The following is a 16,319-nucleotide window of genomic DNA, read 5'->3' as shown; positions in this document are numbered from 1 at the left end:
CACTGCGCAGGCGTCCGCGATGGTAGCCTTCCCATTCGGGAGGTCATGCACCATTGCTCCAACCGTTCAGATTGGCTCTCGCGCTCGTGCTTGTCTCGGGAGTTGCTGCGGGGGCTGAGCCGGCCACAGGGGCGCGCGTTGATCGTAAGCGCTCCGTGACCATCGCCAGCACGCCCACCGAACCGCTGCCCGTCGTCCATGTCGCGGCGGATGCCCGGACGGTGTTCCTGTTCTCTGCGCCGATCCAGCGGAAGACCCTCACCTTCGACGAATCCCGGATCCGCGTCCTGGACGCGGGCGAGCGGTCGCTCATTGTTCAGCCCGTGGCCAACCTTACCGACGGCGAGCGTCAGGAGATTGGGGTCTTCTTCGCCGACGGCCGAGCGCCCACCCGGGCCGCCTTCGTGCTCGTGACAGACCCGCGCGACGTTGATGCACTGATTGACGTGCAACGTCCGGAGCCGCCGAATACAGCCTGCCAGCCCACGGCTCAAGCCCCGGCGCCAAAGCCGGAAGACTTCGTGCTCCTCGGCTACGTGGACGAGAAGGGGGTCACGACGTCCAGCAGCAAAGGCACGCTCGATGCTGTGCAGGGGTTGATTTTGGACTCGATTGTAGCCTTTCGGGGCACCGGTTGGATTCTGGCGGATGTGAAGATTGTGAACCGCCCTGACCACCCCGCTTGGACACCACGAGAAGCAATGTTCGTGGGGCGAGTCGGCATTCCCCTGCGGGCGCGACTCGTAGCGAAGAAGCCGGGTGCAATCCTTCCGGGGGAGAACGGGCGAGTGCTGGCGGTCGTGGAAGTACCCAAGACGAAAGCAGACCTCGTCTTCACCCTGGAGGTGCGTGGTGATGGGGAGCGTCGGCTCACGATTCCAGACGTGCGCTTCCCGAAGCCCGCCGCGGAGGATGCCCAATGAGCGCGACGCTGCTTCACGCTCCGCCCGGTACGTTGATTGACGGGTGGCAGGTTTCCAAGCCACTCGGTGACGGAGGCTTTGCGTTCGTCTTCCTTGGCGAAAAGAACGGCAGGCACCGGGCCATCAAGGTGGCCCAGCACCGGGAGTCCAGCGGCGACCCCAAGCAGACCCATGCCCGGACGCTGCGGGAGTTGACGGCGCTGCTCATGCTGGACCACCCCCACATCGTCCGGCCGCAGGGGTACGGCCTGGCGGAGAGTGGGAACCTGTACCTCGCACTCGACTACGTGGACGGCTGGACGCTCGCTGAGTGGGCGGAGCGCAAGCACCCGACCGTTCGCGAAATCCTCGGGGTCTTCGAGAAGATCGCCGGTGCGCTGGCATACATGCATCGCCGGGGCATCCTGCATCGGGACTTGAAGCTGTCCAACGTGCTCATCCGTAAGAGCGACGGTGAGCCCGTCATCATCGATTTCAGTTGCGCGACCTACACCTTCGCCGAAGACCTGACGGATGGGGGGTTGCCTCCAGGAACAGACCGCTATCGTGCGCCCGAGCAGTTCAAGTTTCTGCGCGAGCACAAGGACGAGCACCGGGCCCGCTACGCCTTCCAGGTCGCCGACGAAATCTTCGCGGTCGGCGTCATGCTCCATGAACTACTGACCGACCCACGCCCGACGGAGTTTCGTCCGCGCTTCGACTTGAACAGCCCTGCCCTCCCACCGCCGCCCCCTCGATTGGCGAATGCGCGGGTGCCAGCGGCCCTGAGCGACCTCGTCGAGACCATCCTGGCCCGAGACCCCAAGGGGCGTCCGGTCGATACCGAGGCGCTGCGCCGCGAACTGGCGGATCTCCGTGGCGAGCGCTCCGCTGAGTATGATGTGCCGGCCCATCCACCCGCTGATCAGCGTCACGGAGGGCCAGCACCTGCGGCTCTGTCGGCTCCATCCACGCCGCAATCCCTCAAGCGGCATGTGGCCATGATGGAGCGACCGCTTCGCGCGGGAAGGTGGCTCGCAGGCGTCGTTTGTATCGTCGCGCTCGTCATGGCTGCGGCCCTCTGGCGCTCGTCAGGGAGCGCCACCGGCGGGCCTGCCGGGCCGCACGACGCCGCAGCCCCACGCCCTCCTCCTGCCACCACCCATTCCGCACCGCCCGAAACACACCCTCCTGCTATGACACCTGCTGGCCCTTCGTCCGTGACAGTCCCGGGGCCAGCCATCGCCGCTGCCCCGAAGGAAGGATCCGCCTTGAAGACCCCAGCCCCCGAAGCCTCGCCCCCAGGACGTGCGCTCCGCCTGCCGAAGAAGTCCGTTGCCGCCGTCGAGTGCGCGTCGCTGTCGCTCGTCGCGGCGCTGGCGGCGGGTTGTCCGGGTGCCCAGATCCGTCCAGAGCGCTTCACCTGCCCGGCTGGGGCGGAAGAGGCCATGCGGGAGCACCTTCACTGGGAGGAAGGGGACAGATTCTCCCTTCAACTCGATGAACGCCAAGCGGGTTTTGACAATGTATGGTTCACCGCTGGCGCGGAGGTGGTGGGGGTGGTCCCCAAAGGCGTCAACGACGACCGGCAGGCGGCGGTCGCGCCCAAGGGCACACGCTTCTACGGCAAGGCCTACTACCTCTCCGACAAGATGGGGCGTGCGGATGGGCCGGCACTCGTCATCCGGTACGACCGCGTGAAGCTCCCGGGGCAGGACGAGTACCCCATTTGCTTCGTGCACGAGGGGACCGTCGTGGAGTTCAAGGACGGCAGGGTGATGGCGGTCAATCGGGGCTCCGGGAAAGTGGTGGACCGCTGGCCCTGAGCAGCCCCGGGGCGACGTGATGGGTAGGTGCTTGATTTCGCCCCCGCCTCCTCAAACTCGACATGACCTCCCAGGGTCGTTTCACGACGGCCCATCCCACGGGTAACGTCGCCCACGACGCGTCGGCCTTCGGATGCCTGCGCGAAGAGGAGGAAAGAGCATGTCGGCAAGTGAGTTCAGGCTTCCACGCGGGGCGATTCTCTTCACGCGGGACGGCTTCCAGTACGAGTTCCGCGAAGACCTGGGAGAGGTCCACCACGGGTTGAGTCTCCTGCTGGCCCGGCGTCGTACTTCCGAGGGCAATATCCGGGGCAAGGTGCTGCTCAAGGCGGTGGGCGTTCCGAAGTTGATGGAGCTGCCTCGCATCAAGCGGGCGCGGGCAAAGCTGGAAGAGCAGGTGCGCCTCGCGACGTACCTCGACCATCCGGGCATCCTCCGTGTCCATGGGCTGCACAAGGCAGAGGGATGCTGGTACGTCATCACCGAGCATCCGTCGGGGCACAGCATCAACACCCTGTTGACGCTCTCGGGGGAGTGCGGTCGCCGGTTCTCTCCCCTCTTCGCCCTCCATGTCGGGGCGCGCGTCGCCGAGGCCCTGGAGCATGCCCACGAGGCGAAGGACGAACAGGGGCGCTCCCTCAACATCGTCCACCGGGCGCTCGACGTTGAGCACATCTTCGTCGATTGGAACGGTGACGTGCAGGTCTCCGACTTCGGGCTCGCCCTGTCGGACCTGCCCGGCCGCGTTTCATCCACGGTGCGCCAGTCGCAGGGGGATGCGTTCTACTCTTCCCCGGAAATGCTCCTGACGGGCCGCGTGGATGCGAGAGCGGACCTCTTCGCGCTTGGCAATGTCCTGCTTGAACTCGCGACGGGGAAGAACCTCCTGGATGCCCCGGACGCCTTGACCGAAGAGGTGAAGGACTCGCTATCGGTCAGGCAGCGCGTGCGGGTCCGACGTGCCGTCAGGCGGGCTCGGCTCGCAGGCAGCCCTGTTGGCGTGGAGGACGCGATCTGGCGCGCGGCGACCTACTCGCAAGCGGACCTGGAGGCGTTGACGGAGTCGCTTCCGCAGGGGTTGGGCCTGGCGCTGCGCAAGCTCCTCCAGCCCCGCCCGGAAGCCCGCTACCAGACGGCGCGGGAACTGGCGGCGGACCTGCGCCGCTGGCTCGGAGAGGGAGACGCCTACGGTCGGAAGGAAGCGGTGTCGGAGCTGCACGAGATGGCGAAGCGATCCCGCGAGGTGATGGTCGAGCTGGGCATGCGGCGCCCCCGTGGCCTCCAGGTGTCCCAGGACGAGATCAGCACGAACTAGCCACGCTGCCTGCGAGGAGGCTCAACTCCAGTCCCGCCATGTTGCACGTATGTCGCATGAGGCTGCGGCATGGGGTGGAACATGGCGGGACAACAGGTCATGCGGCGGGATATCGAATCCGGGTCGCTCCGAGCGGCAGCGAGGTAAGGGCGCGATCCTGCTGAGAGTTTCGCACCGCCCGGTGCGGGTTTGAATCCCGCCTTCGGCATTGTTTCGCTCTGTTCAAAACCGCGTTCCCCCAAACGCGCGCACCTCATACAGCGTTCAAGCCGCGGTGGATCTCCGGACTTCTCGTCGAACGTCATCGTCTCACGTGGCAGACTCATCACTCATGGGAACGTGGCTGAACGTAGCCTTCATTCAGTGTGCGGATATCGCTCGGGTAGAGAGAGAACTCTCACGCTTGTTGGTGGAAGGGGGGCGGCACTTGACAACACCCAAGCCGCGCACCCGGGAACGGCACGACCCCATGCAGTACGGGCTGGGTGACGAGGTGCAGCGCTGGGGTCTGGCGGGCTTTCACGGGGCCCCAGGGTGGACTGTCCTGCGCACCGCCCCCTTCGGGCTCCTGATGCAGGGCACCCCGCCGCTGCTCGCACGCCTCTCGTCGCGCCTGGGCGTGCCTGCCTTTCAGTACAACATCTATGACGGCACCCCAGAGTTCCTGATGGAGGCGGATGCCGACGGGCGCGTCGAACTCTCGGGGTTCGTCGGCCATGATGTAACGCGCTATTGGAACAGCGAACCGCCGATGGAGCGTTTGGAGACACAGTTTCGCATCATCGATCCATCCGCAGTGGCCGATTGGGCAGAGTCAGCCATGCCGGAGGCGCTTGTTACCGGATGGCTCTACCGCTCCCGCGCCAGCTCCCCCCTGACGGAATTCGACAAGCTTCGTGAGTCACAGCGGGCGGACCTCGTGCGATGGCTTGGCCACCTAGGCACCCGAATCGACCCCGACAGCCGTGAGTGGCAGGTACATCCCGCGCACATCGTTCGCCGGCTCGCTCAAGCTGGCAGCGCGTATCTTCCCGCTGAAGGGTGCGTAGAGCTGGCCATCCAGACCGTATTTGGCGGTCCGAACGCCAGGCACTGCGACAACCTCTTTCTCGTGGAAACGCTCGTCCCCCATGCACCCATGCCCGTCGATGGGTTCGTGTTGTACGCGGAAACGAGCAGCAAGTAGGCGTGGGCGCTTCATGACCGCGGGTGCGCTCCGGGCCATGCTGTCGCGCCTCGGCGCACTCACGGTATCCATGGTATCCGTGGATGCGGGCATACTCCACATGCGGCCAGCATTGCCCCGCAGCTCGCTGGCTCGCCTGAAAGGACGTGACCATGCGACTCCGCGCCTACGCCGCACTCCTGCTCTTCCTCTCGGCTTGCGCTACGTCAGCACCGAGCCCAGCAGAGCGCGTGTCCCGGAACCCGAGGATCGCCAATCTTCAGCGTGCGGCGGTGCTGCCGTGGACTGACGGGGGACGGTGCGTGGTCCGCGAAGCGTCACAGCCTTGGCCGGTTCTGGTGGAGAGGTGCTATCGAGTCCTTGACCATGACCGGCTCGAGTTCCACGACACCACGGGAAGATGCACAGTCGCCTCCGCTGACGCCGCTGCCGTGGGAATCGGTTTTTGCGTGCTGGCGGCTCCTGAGATTGCCGTGGGAGCCGTGATCGTGCTTGGAGTGGTGGTGGTCGGCGTCGCCATCAAGGAAGCGCTGGAGGCATATGAACTCCGCCATGCCTACCCCGAGGAAGCAGGGACTTCACGAGGAACGAAGGTGGCGTCCCGGGAAGCTGAAGTACAACGCAAGCCCAAGCTGAAGCCCGAGCCAGCGGGGCAGGACTGGCAGCCTCCAGTACCGCCTGTGCCAGTGGACCGGACGGGACGCGCCAGTTGCGAACCTGTTCCAGTGCCCCACGCAGGCGGGGACGACCCGCACAATGAATGTGCCGACGAATTCCCACCCAACCGTTATCCCGGGATGGACGTACTCGTTGGCGGCGTGCGCTTTGATGCGCTGCAAATCGGCGTGCGTGTGCTGTGGGAGATCAAGACCCATCGATTTGACACATACAGTTCCTTTATCCAGAGGGCGGAAATCGAGAGGGAGGTCAAGCAACTGCTCGAAGAGCGCAGAGTAGCGCAAGCCTGTGGATATGACTTCGTCGTTGGCGTAAGCACTCAAGCACACAAAGATGCGCTCCAACGACGAAACCGGACTTTCAATATCGTTGTTACGGGATGCAAGAGATGACTGCTCGAAGCTCACTCATTCTCAACGCCTATGCGTCCGAGCTTGTAGAGAAAGACGATCGCACAATTGCTGCCGTCCATGGATTGGAACGTGCACTACCTGGATTGCGCCTGAAGTCGGAGGTTACTGAGGCGCGAAAACTTGCAATGTTGCCACAGCGCGACGAATGGCTCGCCACGGCAGCAGCCCGGAGGGAGTTTCCTTTGGTATGCAATGGCGACGAAAGCTTCCCGGTGATGATCAGCGGGCTGATGACCCCCGCAGCCCAATCGCCAGCCCGCCAGCCGTTACTTGATGTCCAAGCGGAGTTACCACTGGTTCCGACCGTGCTCACAGTAGCTGCCAATGTAATTGAAGCTGTCGCCGACGGCGTGCGTGCGTTCTGGGGACACGCAACGCCGGAGGGGGCTGCGCTGGACATCACGTATCAGACTGCCCCCACTCGGGAAGGGCCGCCATCCCCACGCCGGGGGCTGCCCGCCTTGAAACGCTTCGAGCACATCCGCTCGCCCGAGATTCCCTATTACCTTGGATGGCTGAACTACTGGTCGGCTGCTGCCGCGCAGGCCATTGGGTTTCCGGATCCGACCCGTGACGCCGAGCTGCTTGCACGGGCGCGGCGCACGGCGACGGGCGGGTGGGTCGTGCAACTCACGGAGGCACCGCTCGACCTGGACAACCCTGCTCACTTGGATGCGCTCATGCGGGCCTACGAGCGCTTTCCGGAGATCGGCGGACGCGCGGCGCCTTGACCCCTCACCGCCACGCCTTCCTGCCGCCGGTGGACCACAGCGCCCAGCCCATCAGCACGGGCTGGAAGAACAGCCGGACCAGACGCTTGGTGTCCGTATCGAGGCCGAACGCGGAGAGGTGCTTGTCGTACTGATGCAGGTTGCCGGGAAAGACCGCCGCGAAGAAGGCCGCCAGCCCCATCCCGACGAGGGCCCGGTGCCGCTTGTTGAAGAGCAGGGTCAGCCCGAGCCCTATCTCCACCACGCCAGAGAGCAGGACCACGGTGTCCTTGTCCATCGGGACCCAGTCCGGCACCTGCGCCTGGAAAGGCCCTCGCGCGAAGCTGAGATGCCCCGTACCGGCCCCGACCATGAACGAGCCCAGCAGCCCGCGAGCCACGTCCTGCGAGAGTGTGGTCCTGGTTTCCTGCAGCACGCGTCGCCTCCCGCTCCAGTCCAGCCCTTCTGGAAGATGAAGAGGGCATGCGGAGAGTGCAAAGGCGGGGGCGAGCCTGCCTGGCCGCTGCCTCACCCCTCCCACGCGGAGAGACGCGCGAAGTCCCCGGCGGTGTAGCGGCCCGTCTCCAGGCCGTTGGTCACCCACGCGCCCTGGAGCCCCAGGGCTTCGTGCATGCCGCGATACGCCTGCACGTCGGTGAGGCTGGGGGCCACCCCTCCGCCCACGACGTTCACGGTCTCCGGCGTGGTCCACAGCCGATCTCCCGGCACGCGGTCGAACATGAAGTTGTGGTTGTGCGCGTGCGCGACCAGCACGAAGCCGCGAGCGACCTCCGCGGCCACGCGCTCCGTCACCTCGGAGCGGAGCTTCGCGCCCGCGCGGTCGGCGCCGGAGAAGTAGATGTGCAGCCGCCCCTCGCCGCGCAGGACGTACGCGCTGAATTCGGTGGGGTGCTCCAGCATCGGGAAGCGCCGGGCCTGTCGCTGGAAGAGCCTCCATTCCAGACAGGAGATGGGACCCACCGTGCCGGCGCTGCCTTCCAGAACGCGCGTGGTGTTCTCCGCCTCGCGTCGCAGGGGCAGCGCCAGGGCCGCGAACTGCTCGCGCGAACGCTCCAGCAGCGCACGCGCCTCCACCCCGCTGGCCCCGAGCCGGGCCACCAGCGCCTCCCGGTAGCGCTGTCGCTCCGCGTCCTCGGGTGCGGGGACCCACCACGCCGGACCGTCCGGCAGGTCGAAGCGCTCGTGCAGCTCGCCGGGGATGGGGGCTTCGGTCAATGAGATGAGCTCGGCGGGGCTCGCGGGGAGCTCACACGTCGCGACGGACAGGTCCGCTCTCGCCTCGGAAGCCCCTTCCGGCTGCGGCGTCCTGCAGGCAGCGCTCCCCAGGAGAAGCGCGGTCAGCGCAAGGGCTCTCATGGGAATAGACTACCCACCCATGATCAAGCTCCACCAGTTCCACCCCTCTGGGAATTGCTACAAGGTCCGCCTGCTGCTGCATCAGCTCGCGATCCCGTTCGAGACGCGGGAGGTGGACCTCTCCGCGGGAGAGACACGCACGCCGGAGTTCAAGGCGATGAACCCCATTGCCCGGACCCCTACCGTGGAGCTGGAGCCCGGGGTCTTCCTCGCCGAGTCCAACGCCATCCTCTGGTACTTCGCCGAGGGCACGCCCTTCATCCCCACCGGCCGGCTGGAGCGGGCGCGGATGCTCCAGTGGATGTTCTTCGAGCAGTACAGCCACGAGCCCTACGTCGCCGTGGCCCGGGCGTGGCTCACCTTCTTCGGCATCCCCGCCGGCAAGGAGAAGGAGCTGGAGGAGCGCATCCAGAAGGGCTACGCCGCGCTCGACGTCATGGAGGGTGAGCTGCGCAAGCGGCCCTTCTTCGCGGGCGAGCACTACAGCCTCGCGGACATCGCGCTGTATGCGTACACGCACGTGGCGGAGGAGGGCCGGTTCGACCTGGGCCGCTACCCCGCCATCCGCGCCTGGTTCGAGCGGGTACAGGCCCAGCCCCGCCACCTGCGCCTCACCGACGTCATCCGCGCGCCGTAGGCACCGCGGCCCACAGGAAAGCGGCTCGGCGCTCAGGCAGGCTTGACTACTTAGGAGTCCTAACTTAGATCTGGCCCATGACTGGGAAGCTACCGGGGTATTTCGACGAGAACAGCGAGTCGCTCTCCGCGCGCATCGCGACCGGGCTGCACAAGCTCGGGCTCGCGATGAAGCAGCAGTCGTGGCAGCAGGCGAACGGGGCGGGCCTGTCCGCCACGCAGGGGCAGATCCTCGCCGCGCTGGTCGCGCACGGGCCCCTCTCCGGCACGGAGCTGAGCACGCGCCTCGGCGTGACGCTTCCCACCATCAGCGATTCGGTCCGCGTCCTCGTCGAGAAGGCGCTCGTGACCAAGGCCCCGGACCCGAGACACCCGCGCGCCAGCCTCCTGACGCCGACGGCGACGGGGGCCGCACTCGGTGCCCGCGCGCGCTCGTGGCCCGAGTTCATGGCGGACGCGGTCGCGGACCTCTCCCCGGAGGAGCAGCGCGCGTTCTTCTCCGGCATCGTCAAGATGATCCGGATGCTCCAGGAGCAGGGGCTCGTGCCGGTCACCGGCATGTGCGTGACCTGCACGCACTTCCGCCCGAACGTGCGCCCAGGCGCGTCGCCGCATCACTGCGCCTTCGTGGACGCGCCGATCTCCAGTGATCAGCTGCGCCTCGACTGCCCGGAACATGAGCGCGCGCCGGAGCCGGCGCGGCGAGAGGTCTGGGAGCAGTTCCTGCGTCGCGACTGACGCCACCACGTCTCAAGCACGAGTGAAGACAGATTCCGCGGCCCTTCCGGCCGACGGTGACAGCGGAGCTTTGCTCCACGAAGGAGAAGCAGCGATGAACCCCATCCCCGGCTATACCCATGGCACCCCGTCCGTTTCGCGCTCGCCGGTGTCCCTCGGCGACTTCGAACAGATGCAGGCCAGCGTCCTCTTCGGCGAAGAGGACGTGAAGTACCTCCGCATGTCGCACGACATCGTGAAGGGGCGCGTCGAGGCCATCCTGGATGTCTGGTATGGGTTCGTCGGGAGCCAGCCGCACCTGCTCGCCTCGTTCAGCGGAAAGACGGACGGCAAGCCCCTGGGCGACTACCTCGCCCCCGTCCGCAAGCGCTTCGGCCAGTGGATCCTCGACACGTCGCTTGCCCGGTACGACCAGGCCTGGCTCGACTACCAGCACGAGATCGGCCTGCGCCACCATCGGGTGAAGAAGAACAAGACCGACGGAGCGCCCTCGACGGACCTCGTGCCGTTCCGGAACCTGTTCGCGCTCATCTTCCCGGTCACCTTCACCCTGCGCCCCTTCCTGGCCGAGCAGGGCCACTCCGCGGAGGACGTCGAGAAGATGTATGCGGCGTGGGTGAAGTCCTGCCTGTTGCAGGTGACGCTCTGGGCCCACCCCTACATCAAGGACGGGGACTTCTGATGACACCGCGCCCCGCGCCGGAGTGGCGGACGACCACCTGGCTCAACACGCCGGAGCCGCTCACCCTCGAGCGGCTCCGCGGCAAGGTCATCCTCCTCCACGCCTTCCAGATGCTCTGCCCCGGCTGCGTCGCCCGGGGTATTCCGCAGGCCCAGCGCGTCGCGGAGCTCTTCGCGGGCGCGCCGCTCGCCGTCGTCGGACTGCACACGGTCTTCGAACACCACGAAGCCATGAAGCTCGAATCCCTCCGGGCGTTCCTCCACGAATACCGGGTGAAGTTCCCGGTGGGCGTGGATGCGCCGGGCGAAGGTGGGAATCCCATCCCGCGGACCATGGAGGCGTACGCCATGCGGGGAACGCCGACGACGATCCTCATCGACGCGCAGGGACGGCTTCGCCGGCAGCTCTTCGGTGTTCACGACGACCTGCTGCTGGGCGCCGAGCTCCAGACCCTGCTGCTCGAGGCCCAGGCGGGCCCTGTAGCCGGTGTGCAGCGGCCTGCCACCCAGGTGCTTCCCGCCGCTGCCTGTGACGACACCGGCTGCGCCGTGCTCTCCCGCTGAGGGAGCAGGGCGGCGGAGTCAACGGGACATCGCCTCCAGACGAAATCCGTTTTCGCTCCGCGCGGGCGCCCATTAACCTGGGTTCCCCAGCAGCCCTGTCCCACCTGGAGACGATATGTCGCGCGAGTATCCCGAGGAGCAGCTCCTGGCGTTCGTCCAGGCCATGGCCAACGTGGCGGCGAGCGATGGCCGCGTCACCGAGGACGAGCGGCAGCAGCTCGATGACGTGGTGATGGGCATGGGCCTGTCGCCCCGGGATGAGCAGGTCGCCGCGCTCATCGAAGCGGAGTTCAAGAAGCCCGGCAACCTCACGGACATCGTCCGCAAGATTGAAGTCCGGGAGCTGCGTGTCTCCCTGCTGCGCATGCTCGTCGAGGTGTCTTGCGCCGACGGCGAGATCGCGAACGAGGAGCGGACGGCCGTGAAGGATGCCGCCCGCGCTTTCGGCTTCGACGTGGCGGCCGCCGACGAGCTCATTGGCTGGACGCTCGACTCAATCAAGCTCGAGCAGCGCGAGCAGGAGATCATGGCGAAGCTGCTCTGAAACGGGCGGAGGCCCGGTGCGGGAGCTGGCCCCCGCACCGGAAGCTCCATCGGCAGGACTACAGCTCCACCTTGCAGGTGGCGCTGCAGCCGTCGCGGCCGACGGTGTTTCCGTCGTCGCATTCCTCGCCCTGGTCGGGCTGCACGACCGCGTCACCGCAGCGGGCGCCGAGCAGGCACCCCGGGGCGCATTGCCCGTAGCCTCCCTGGTTCGCGCCGTCGTCACACTCCTCTCCCTCGTCCAGCGCGCCATTGCCGCAGGCCGCGGTGCAGGACTCGGGCTGGTTGGCCAGCAGGAACGAGGACAGCTGCAGCCCGTAGTTCGAGCCCGTCGTGTGGCGCTCCGCCTGGAACACGGCGACCTCGTAGATGTGGTCCGGCTGGAGGCCGAAGACGGACGCCCGGGCCGCGAGGTCCACGCCCCCGCTCATCTTGGCGTGGACCCCTCCCATGTCGAGGGCGAGCCGCCCGTTGACGAAGATCCAGACGTCGTCGTCCCCCGTGAAGTCGATCCGCTCCGAGCCCCGGTACTCGAACCAGAAACGCGTCTCGCTGGTGAAGCTGAAGTTGTGCGGTGCCCCCTCGTCGTCCAAACGAACCGGTTCCTCCCCCAGGGCCACCCAGCCCGCATTGTCGAGCGGGAAGAAGGTCGCGTCCTCGAACAGGTAGGTGGGGGTGGAGGAAGCGGTCCGCGACAGGGGCAACGTGGAAGCGACCGTCTGGTTGACGTTGGCCGTGTCGCGAAACCATTGGTCGAAGGCCGGCTGACCATGCGTCGTGAGGGAGGAGACGCCTGCCTTGGCATAGACGGGCTTGCCGCTTGGGCCCAGGGTGGACTGGACGATACCGAGCTCCGCCCCATTCGCGTTCTCGAAGTCGATGTGGCCATTGAGCAGGTCCTTCCCCCGGAAGTCGCGGTAGATGATGGGGAGCGTCAGCGTGGACGGAACGCCCCGGAGGCAGCTGAAGCCCTCCTCGAACTGACAGGTGGAGGAGCAGCCGTCGAACGGGCGCAGGTTGCCGTCGTCGCACTGCTCGTTGGCCGTGAGGACGCCGTCGCCGCAGCGGACGTCGCAGACGCCGTTGACGCACCTGGGCTCCAGCTGGCACAGCGGCGAGCAGCCATCGCCCAGGTCGTGGTTGCCGTCATCACAGGACTCGGTGCCTTCGACCTTCGCGTCGCCACAGGTCGTCTGGGTGCATGACTTCCCGGGCTGGTCGCAGACGAAGCCCGGCTCCAGCCGGCAGGTGGCGCTACAGCCATCGCCGCTGGCCGTGTCGCCGTCCTCGCAGTCCTCCGGGGCCGCGATGATGCCGTCGCCGCAGCGCGCGGCCTGGCACCTCAGGCCGGCGGCGCCACAGTTCCAGCCCTGCTCGACCTGGCAGCTCGCGCTGCAGCCATCACCGCTCGCGGTGTTGCCGTCGTCACAGCCCTCGTTGCCCTCCCGCACCCCGTCGCCACAGATGGACGGGGAGCCCGCGTCCGTGGAGCCCGCGTCCGTGGTGGTGCCCGCGTCCGTGGTGCCGGCATCGGTGGTGGTACCGGCATCCGTGCTGCCCGCGTCCGTGGTGGTGCCCGCGTCGTCTCCGGGCTGCGTTCCGGCATCCGTGCCCGCATCGTCTCCAGGCTGCGTTCCGGCATCCGTTCCGGCGTCTGCCTGGGAACCGGAGTCAGGGGTCCCCGTCGAGGCATCGGGCCGGGACCCCGCGTCGGAATCCGTGGCGGTGTCACCTCCACAGGCAGTGAGTGAGAGCAGGAGGACGGCGCACAGCGTCCTCGCGAGCAGGAAGGGTCGGGAGCCGGTCTTGGTCATACGGGGAGTGCATGCTCCGAGCCCCGCTGACAGGTGTCAATGGCTGAACATCTTCAGAATTCGTTGAGGACGTTGATCACCTTGCCGTCCTCGGCCACCACGCGAAGGCGGCTGAACCCCCAGAGCTTGCTGGTCTGCACGGCCTTCACATGCAGCACGCCGTCCTGCTTGCTTCCGGAGAGCGGAATCTCCATCTCGGCGACCGAGTCATCGTCGCGAGACTGGGTCCTGCCGGAGAAGAAGAAGCCGCCACTCACGGGCGAGCCCAGGGTCTGGACCACCTGACGATGATTCACCACGCGAGCCAGTGCCTCCTCATGGGGAAACTGGCTCCGGATCCACAGGCCACCGCAGCCGCAGCACATCAACGGAAGACCCACGAGAGCTCCGAGCACCCACTTCAGCGTCGGCGACATTCCTGGCTCCTGGCCCTTTCGGGCATGACGACGTGGCCAGGAGCATCCTAAATGCCTATCGAAACCGGCAAAAACGGGCGAGCGATGCGGCGCCCCTGGGAGGCCTCACGTGAGCGACATTCCATGCAAGCCGTTGGACGTCCCGGCGCGGCTGGCTCGCGCCCTCGTTTCGCTGGACGGTGTGTCCGTGGGGGATGCCTTTGGCGAGCGGTTCTTCGGCCCGCACGAGCGCGTGCAGCCCTGGGTGGAGCAGCGGATGCTGCCCCGCGCGCCATGGACATACACCGACGACACCGAGATGACGCTGTCCCTCGTCCAGGTATGGGCAACGGAGCGGACATGCGCGTGGTGGTGCGCGGCAAGACACCTCGACTCCTTCGAGGAGGCCCTCTGGTGCACGGTGGCCGGCTTCGGAGACCGGGACACCACCTGCGCCATCGTGGGGGGAATCGTCGCGCTCAGCGCGGGGCGCTCCTCCATTCCCGCGCCCTGGCTCTCCGCCCGGGAGCCGCTGCGCCGACGGGTGTGACGGGGACCCGAGCCTCGCGGCTAGATTCGGGGCCGTGAGCTCCTTCCCGACCGCCCTCCCCTCCGTCGACGCCCTCCCCTTGCGCGGAGGCCCCGTGCTGCGCTGGGGCGTGCTGGCGCCCGGACGGATCGCGGGGGGCTTCGTCTGGGCCCTGCACCGGCACACCGACCAGCGCGTCCACGCGGTCGCCTCCCGCGACCCCGAGCGCGCCTCACGCTTCGCCTCGCAATACGGCATCGCGCGCGTCCACGGCTCCTACGAACAGCTCGTCGCCGACCCTGACGTCGACATCGTCTACGTGGCCTCCCCCCACAGCGAGCACAAGCGCCAGGCCCTGCTCGCCATCGCCGCCGGCAAGCACGTCCTCGTGGAGAAGCCGCTCGCGCTCAGCGCCGCCGAGGCCCGCGACATCGCCCGGGCCGCTCGCGCCGCGGGCGTCTTCGCCATGGAGGCCCTGTGGTCTCGCTTCCTCCCCCAGACGCTGCTCATCGAGCGGCTGCTGCGCGACGGGGTGCTCGGGGACATCCGGCTCGTCACGGCGGACTTCGGGGGGCTCTTCGACTTCGACCCGGAAGGCCGCGTCTTCAACCCCGCGCTCGGCGGGGGCGCCCTGCTCGACATCGGCATCTATCCCATCTGGCTCGCGCACCTCGTCCTGGGCCCGCCCCCGCACGTGCACGCCACGGGCTCCCTCACCCAGACCGGGGTGGATGGGCAGGCGGCCCTCGTCCTCACCTACCCACAGGGTGCCCAGGCGCTGCTGCACACCACCCTCTTCGCGGAGACGCCCCAGGAGGCCGTCATCGCGGGGACGCACGCGCGCCTCCAGCTGGACTCACGCTTCTTCACGCCCGGCGGCTTCACGCTGAAGGCCGCGCGGTCGGACCAGCGGCTGCGCTGGACCGACCCCTCCGGTCTCCACGGCAGCGAGGGTCTGGCCTGGCAGGCCGTGGCTGTCGCGAGTCACGTCGCCGAAGGACTCAGGGAGTCACCCCTGCATCCGCTGGCGCACAGCATCGCCCTGCTTGAAACCATCGACGCGGCACGAAGCCAGCTTGGGATGGGGCCCGGCCCGGCTTGACACCCTGGTGCACGGTGGTGATGGGATGCCGGGTCATGAACCAGGCTGCCGATGTCTGAGTACGCGGGGAACCGGAAGAAGTCCCTGACGGCGTTGTTCGGCGAGCAACCCAAGTCCACCTTGCTTGGCGGCCTGAAGCGGCCAACGGTGGGCAAGCCGTTCAAGAAGCCGCTCCAGCGGCAGTCGGAGCTCCACAAGCGGCTCCTCCGGGTCCACCCCATCGACAGTCTCCTGATGGGCGCGGCGGGCGGTGAGGCCTTCGTGGAATCAGCCCGGCAGCAGGCCTTGGGCCACGGCTTCACGAAGGCCGCGGACGTCCACAACTACCTGGACCTGATGGTCCTGTTCGGGCACCGGTTCGACAGCGATCCGCAGCTTGCGTGGGTGGGCCCGGCGCTGGGCAGGAAGTCGATGACGGTGCTCTTCGACAGCGCGCTCACCTATCTCGACGTCATCTCCGGGGAGACCGGCGACCTCTACATCAAGGCGTTGCTCCGGGCGCGCAGGTGCAGCTCCGCGTCCCTCGTGGACAAGGTGTGCGGCTCCGCGGGCGAGCTGGGCACGCTGCTCTCCAGCCTCCACCCCGAGAAGCACCGGGTGGTGCGGGCCCAGGTTCCGGCCCTGTTCACGCTCGCGCAGGCGCTCACGGCGAAGCACAGCAAGGGCGTGCGGGCCCTCTATCCGGTGCTCATGTTCCTGCTGGGGAGCCACTTCGAGTCCGACCCGCGCTACGCGTGGGCCGCGGACATCCTCCAGGACTCAGGAAGCAGCGAGCTCATCCGATACAAGAGGCTCCACGAGGAAGCCTTGTCGCGGCTCCGCTTCGCGCTGCGGTCGCGCGGCGGGCTCGAGTCCCTCCTCGAGGAGGTGGGCTGACATGGGCTGTTGCTTTGGCAGGAGACGGGCCGCG

The 16,319-nt window shown here is 67.3% G+C and carries 18 protein-coding genes; 14 read left to right on the top strand and 4 right to left on the bottom strand.

The genetic code is table 11. The features are described 5' to 3' along the window. Positions 1-53: 53 nt before the first annotated feature. From NR792_RS34520 to NR792_RS34495, 6 genes are all read left to right on the top strand, one after another. A complete protein-coding gene (locus tag NR792_RS34520) occupies positions 54-923 on the top strand; it encodes a DUF2381 family protein (RefSeq protein WP_375756962.1) in 870 nt (289 codons plus the stop codon). After that, on the top strand, positions 920-2,728 hold the full coding sequence (locus tag NR792_RS34515; RefSeq protein WP_375756961.1) for a serine/threonine protein kinase: 1,809 nt from the start codon (positions 920-922) through the stop codon (positions 2,726-2,728). Before NR792_RS34520 ends, NR792_RS34515 begins: the two co-directional genes overlap by 4 nt. A 160-nt stretch (positions 2,729-2,888) precedes the next feature. Beyond that, entirely contained in the window at positions 2,889-4,043 is a 1,155-nt protein-coding gene (locus NR792_RS34510; RefSeq protein ID WP_375756960.1) for a serine/threonine protein kinase, read from the top strand. Positions 4,044-4,512: 469 nt separating this feature from the next. Then, positions 4,513-5,229: a hypothetical protein gene (locus NR792_RS34505; RefSeq protein ID WP_375756959.1), complete on the top strand. Its 717-nt coding sequence runs from the start codon at positions 4,513-4,515 to the stop codon at positions 5,227-5,229. Positions 5,230-5,381: 152 nt separating this feature from the next. Next, positions 5,382-6,299 carry a DUF6310 domain-containing protein gene (locus tag NR792_RS34500; RefSeq protein ID WP_375756958.1) on the top strand — a complete coding sequence of 306 codons (918 nt, stop codon included), beginning with the start codon at positions 5,382-5,384 and terminating at the stop codon, positions 6,297-6,299. Next, complete coding sequence (locus NR792_RS34495) at positions 6,296-7,051, top strand: DUF5953 family protein (RefSeq protein ID WP_375756957.1); 756 nt, start codon at positions 6,296-6,298, stop codon at positions 7,049-7,051. The genes NR792_RS34500 and NR792_RS34495 overlap by 4 nt, the downstream gene beginning before the upstream one ends. A gap of 4 nt (positions 7,052-7,055) precedes the next feature. Here the strand turns inward: NR792_RS34495 and NR792_RS34490 are convergent, their stop codons facing one another. Both NR792_RS34490 and NR792_RS34485 read right to left on the bottom strand, forming a co-directional pair. Next, entirely contained in the window at positions 7,056-7,466 is a 411-nt protein-coding gene (locus tag NR792_RS34490) for a hypothetical protein (protein WP_375756956.1), read from the bottom strand. A 92-nt stretch (positions 7,467-7,558) separates the two neighbouring features. Then, the gene (locus tag NR792_RS34485) at positions 7,559-8,407 is read right to left on the bottom strand and encodes a hypothetical protein (protein WP_375756955.1); all 849 of its coding nucleotides are present in this window, start codon (positions 8,405-8,407) and stop codon (positions 7,559-7,561) included. Positions 8,408-8,426: 19 nt separating this feature from the next. Here NR792_RS34485 and NR792_RS34480 point away from each other — a divergent pair, with 19 nt between their 5' ends. The 5 genes from NR792_RS34480 to NR792_RS34460 all read left to right on the top strand — a co-directional run bounded on the left by NR792_RS34480 (position 8,427) and on the right by NR792_RS34460 (position 11,570). Next, positions 8,427-9,044, top strand: a complete 618-nt coding sequence (locus tag NR792_RS34480) for a glutathione S-transferase family protein (protein ID WP_375756954.1) — start codon at positions 8,427-8,429, stop codon at positions 9,042-9,044. A 77-nt stretch (positions 9,045-9,121) separates the two neighbouring features. Next, positions 9,122-9,781, top strand: coding sequence for a MarR family winged helix-turn-helix transcriptional regulator (locus NR792_RS34475; RefSeq protein ID WP_375756953.1), 660 nt, complete (start codon positions 9,122-9,124; stop codon positions 9,779-9,781). A 94-nt stretch (positions 9,782-9,875) separates the two neighbouring features. Then, complete coding sequence (locus tag NR792_RS34470) at positions 9,876-10,463, top strand: protoglobin domain-containing protein (RefSeq protein ID WP_375756952.1); 588 nt, start codon at positions 9,876-9,878, stop codon at positions 10,461-10,463. Further along, positions 10,463-11,026, top strand: coding sequence for a redoxin domain-containing protein (locus NR792_RS34465; protein ID WP_375756951.1), 564 nt, complete (start codon positions 10,463-10,465; stop codon positions 11,024-11,026). The genes NR792_RS34470 and NR792_RS34465 overlap by 1 nt, the downstream gene beginning before the upstream one ends. 115 nt (positions 11,027-11,141) lie before the next feature. Continuing rightward, positions 11,142-11,570 carry a DUF533 domain-containing protein gene (locus NR792_RS34460; protein WP_375756950.1) on the top strand — a complete coding sequence of 143 codons (429 nt, stop codon included), beginning with the start codon at positions 11,142-11,144 and terminating at the stop codon, positions 11,568-11,570. Between the two features lie 58 nt (positions 11,571-11,628). On the opposite strand, the gene NR792_RS34455 is transcribed toward NR792_RS34460, so the two are convergent. Then, complete coding sequence (locus NR792_RS34455) at positions 11,629-13,383, bottom strand: DUF4215 domain-containing protein (protein WP_375756949.1); 1,755 nt, start codon at positions 13,381-13,383, stop codon at positions 11,629-11,631. Positions 13,384-13,436: 53 nt separating this feature from the next. Beyond that, positions 13,437-13,799 carry a cytochrome c oxidase assembly factor Coa1 family protein gene (locus tag NR792_RS34450; protein WP_375756948.1) on the bottom strand — a complete coding sequence of 121 codons (363 nt, stop codon included), beginning with the start codon at positions 13,797-13,799 and terminating at the stop codon, positions 13,437-13,439. Between the two features lie 109 nt (positions 13,800-13,908). Between NR792_RS34450 and NR792_RS34445 the strand changes: the two genes are divergently transcribed. The 3 genes from NR792_RS34445 to NR792_RS34435 are packed head-to-tail and all read left to right on the top strand — an operon-like array spanning position 13,909 to position 16,285. Next, positions 13,909-14,328 carry an ADP-ribosylglycohydrolase family protein gene (locus NR792_RS34445; RefSeq protein WP_375756947.1) on the top strand — a complete coding sequence of 140 codons (420 nt, stop codon included), beginning with the start codon at positions 13,909-13,911 and terminating at the stop codon, positions 14,326-14,328. Between the two features lie 34 nt (positions 14,329-14,362). Next, complete coding sequence (locus NR792_RS34440) at positions 14,363-15,409, top strand: Gfo/Idh/MocA family protein (RefSeq protein WP_375756946.1); 1,047 nt, start codon at positions 14,363-14,365, stop codon at positions 15,407-15,409. Positions 15,410-15,460: 51 nt separating this feature from the next. Continuing rightward, on the top strand, positions 15,461-16,285 hold the full coding sequence (locus NR792_RS34435) for a hypothetical protein (protein WP_375756945.1): 825 nt from the start codon (positions 15,461-15,463) through the stop codon (positions 16,283-16,285). The last annotated feature ends 34 nt before the right edge of the window (positions 16,286-16,319 follow it).

Source organism: Corallococcus exercitus, assembly GCF_042231735.1.
Classification (GTDB): domain Bacteria; phylum Myxococcota; class Myxococcia; order Myxococcales; family Myxococcaceae; genus Corallococcus; species Corallococcus exercitus_B.
The sequence above is the reverse complement of the archived record's forward strand: the minus strand, read 5'-3'. Positions and strand labels throughout refer to the sequence as shown.

What these genes read in the sequence shown, in the direction of transcription:
- NR792_RS34515 (WP_375756961.1), top strand. Translation starts at nt 920, where the DNA reads ATGAGCGCGACGCTGCTTCACGCTCCGCCCGGTACGTTGATTGACGGG.
- NR792_RS34510 (WP_375756960.1), top strand. Translation starts at nt 2,889, where the DNA reads ATGTCGGCAAGTGAGTTCAGGCTTCCACGCGGGGCGATTCTCTTCACG.
- NR792_RS34505 (WP_375756959.1), top strand. Translation starts at nt 4,513, where the DNA reads ATGCAGTACGGGCTGGGTGACGAGGTGCAGCGCTGGGGTCTGGCGGGC.
- NR792_RS34500 (WP_375756958.1), top strand. Translation starts at nt 5,382, where the DNA reads ATGCGACTCCGCGCCTACGCCGCACTCCTGCTCTTCCTCTCGGCTTGC.
- NR792_RS34495 (WP_375756957.1), top strand. Translation starts at nt 6,296, where the DNA reads ATGACTGCTCGAAGCTCACTCATTCTCAACGCCTATGCGTCCGAGCTT.
- NR792_RS34485 (WP_375756955.1), bottom strand. Translation starts at nt 8,407, where the DNA reads ATGAGAGCCCTTGCGCTGACCGCGCTTCTCCTGGGGAGCGCTGCCTGC.
- NR792_RS34480 (WP_375756954.1), top strand. Translation starts at nt 8,427, where the DNA reads ATGATCAAGCTCCACCAGTTCCACCCCTCTGGGAATTGCTACAAGGTC.
- NR792_RS34475 (WP_375756953.1), top strand. Translation starts at nt 9,122, where the DNA reads ATGACTGGGAAGCTACCGGGGTATTTCGACGAGAACAGCGAGTCGCTC.
- NR792_RS34470 (WP_375756952.1), top strand. Translation starts at nt 9,876, where the DNA reads ATGAACCCCATCCCCGGCTATACCCATGGCACCCCGTCCGTTTCGCGC.
- NR792_RS34465 (WP_375756951.1), top strand. Translation starts at nt 10,463, where the DNA reads ATGACACCGCGCCCCGCGCCGGAGTGGCGGACGACCACCTGGCTCAAC.
- NR792_RS34460 (WP_375756950.1), top strand. Translation starts at nt 11,142, where the DNA reads ATGTCGCGCGAGTATCCCGAGGAGCAGCTCCTGGCGTTCGTCCAGGCC.
- NR792_RS34455 (WP_375756949.1), bottom strand. Translation starts at nt 13,383, where the DNA reads ATGACCAAGACCGGCTCCCGACCCTTCCTGCTCGCGAGGACGCTGTGC.
- NR792_RS34450 (WP_375756948.1), bottom strand. Translation starts at nt 13,799, where the DNA reads ATGTCGCCGACGCTGAAGTGGGTGCTCGGAGCTCTCGTGGGTCTTCCG.
- NR792_RS34435 (WP_375756945.1), top strand. Translation starts at nt 15,461, where the DNA reads ATGTCTGAGTACGCGGGGAACCGGAAGAAGTCCCTGACGGCGTTGTTC.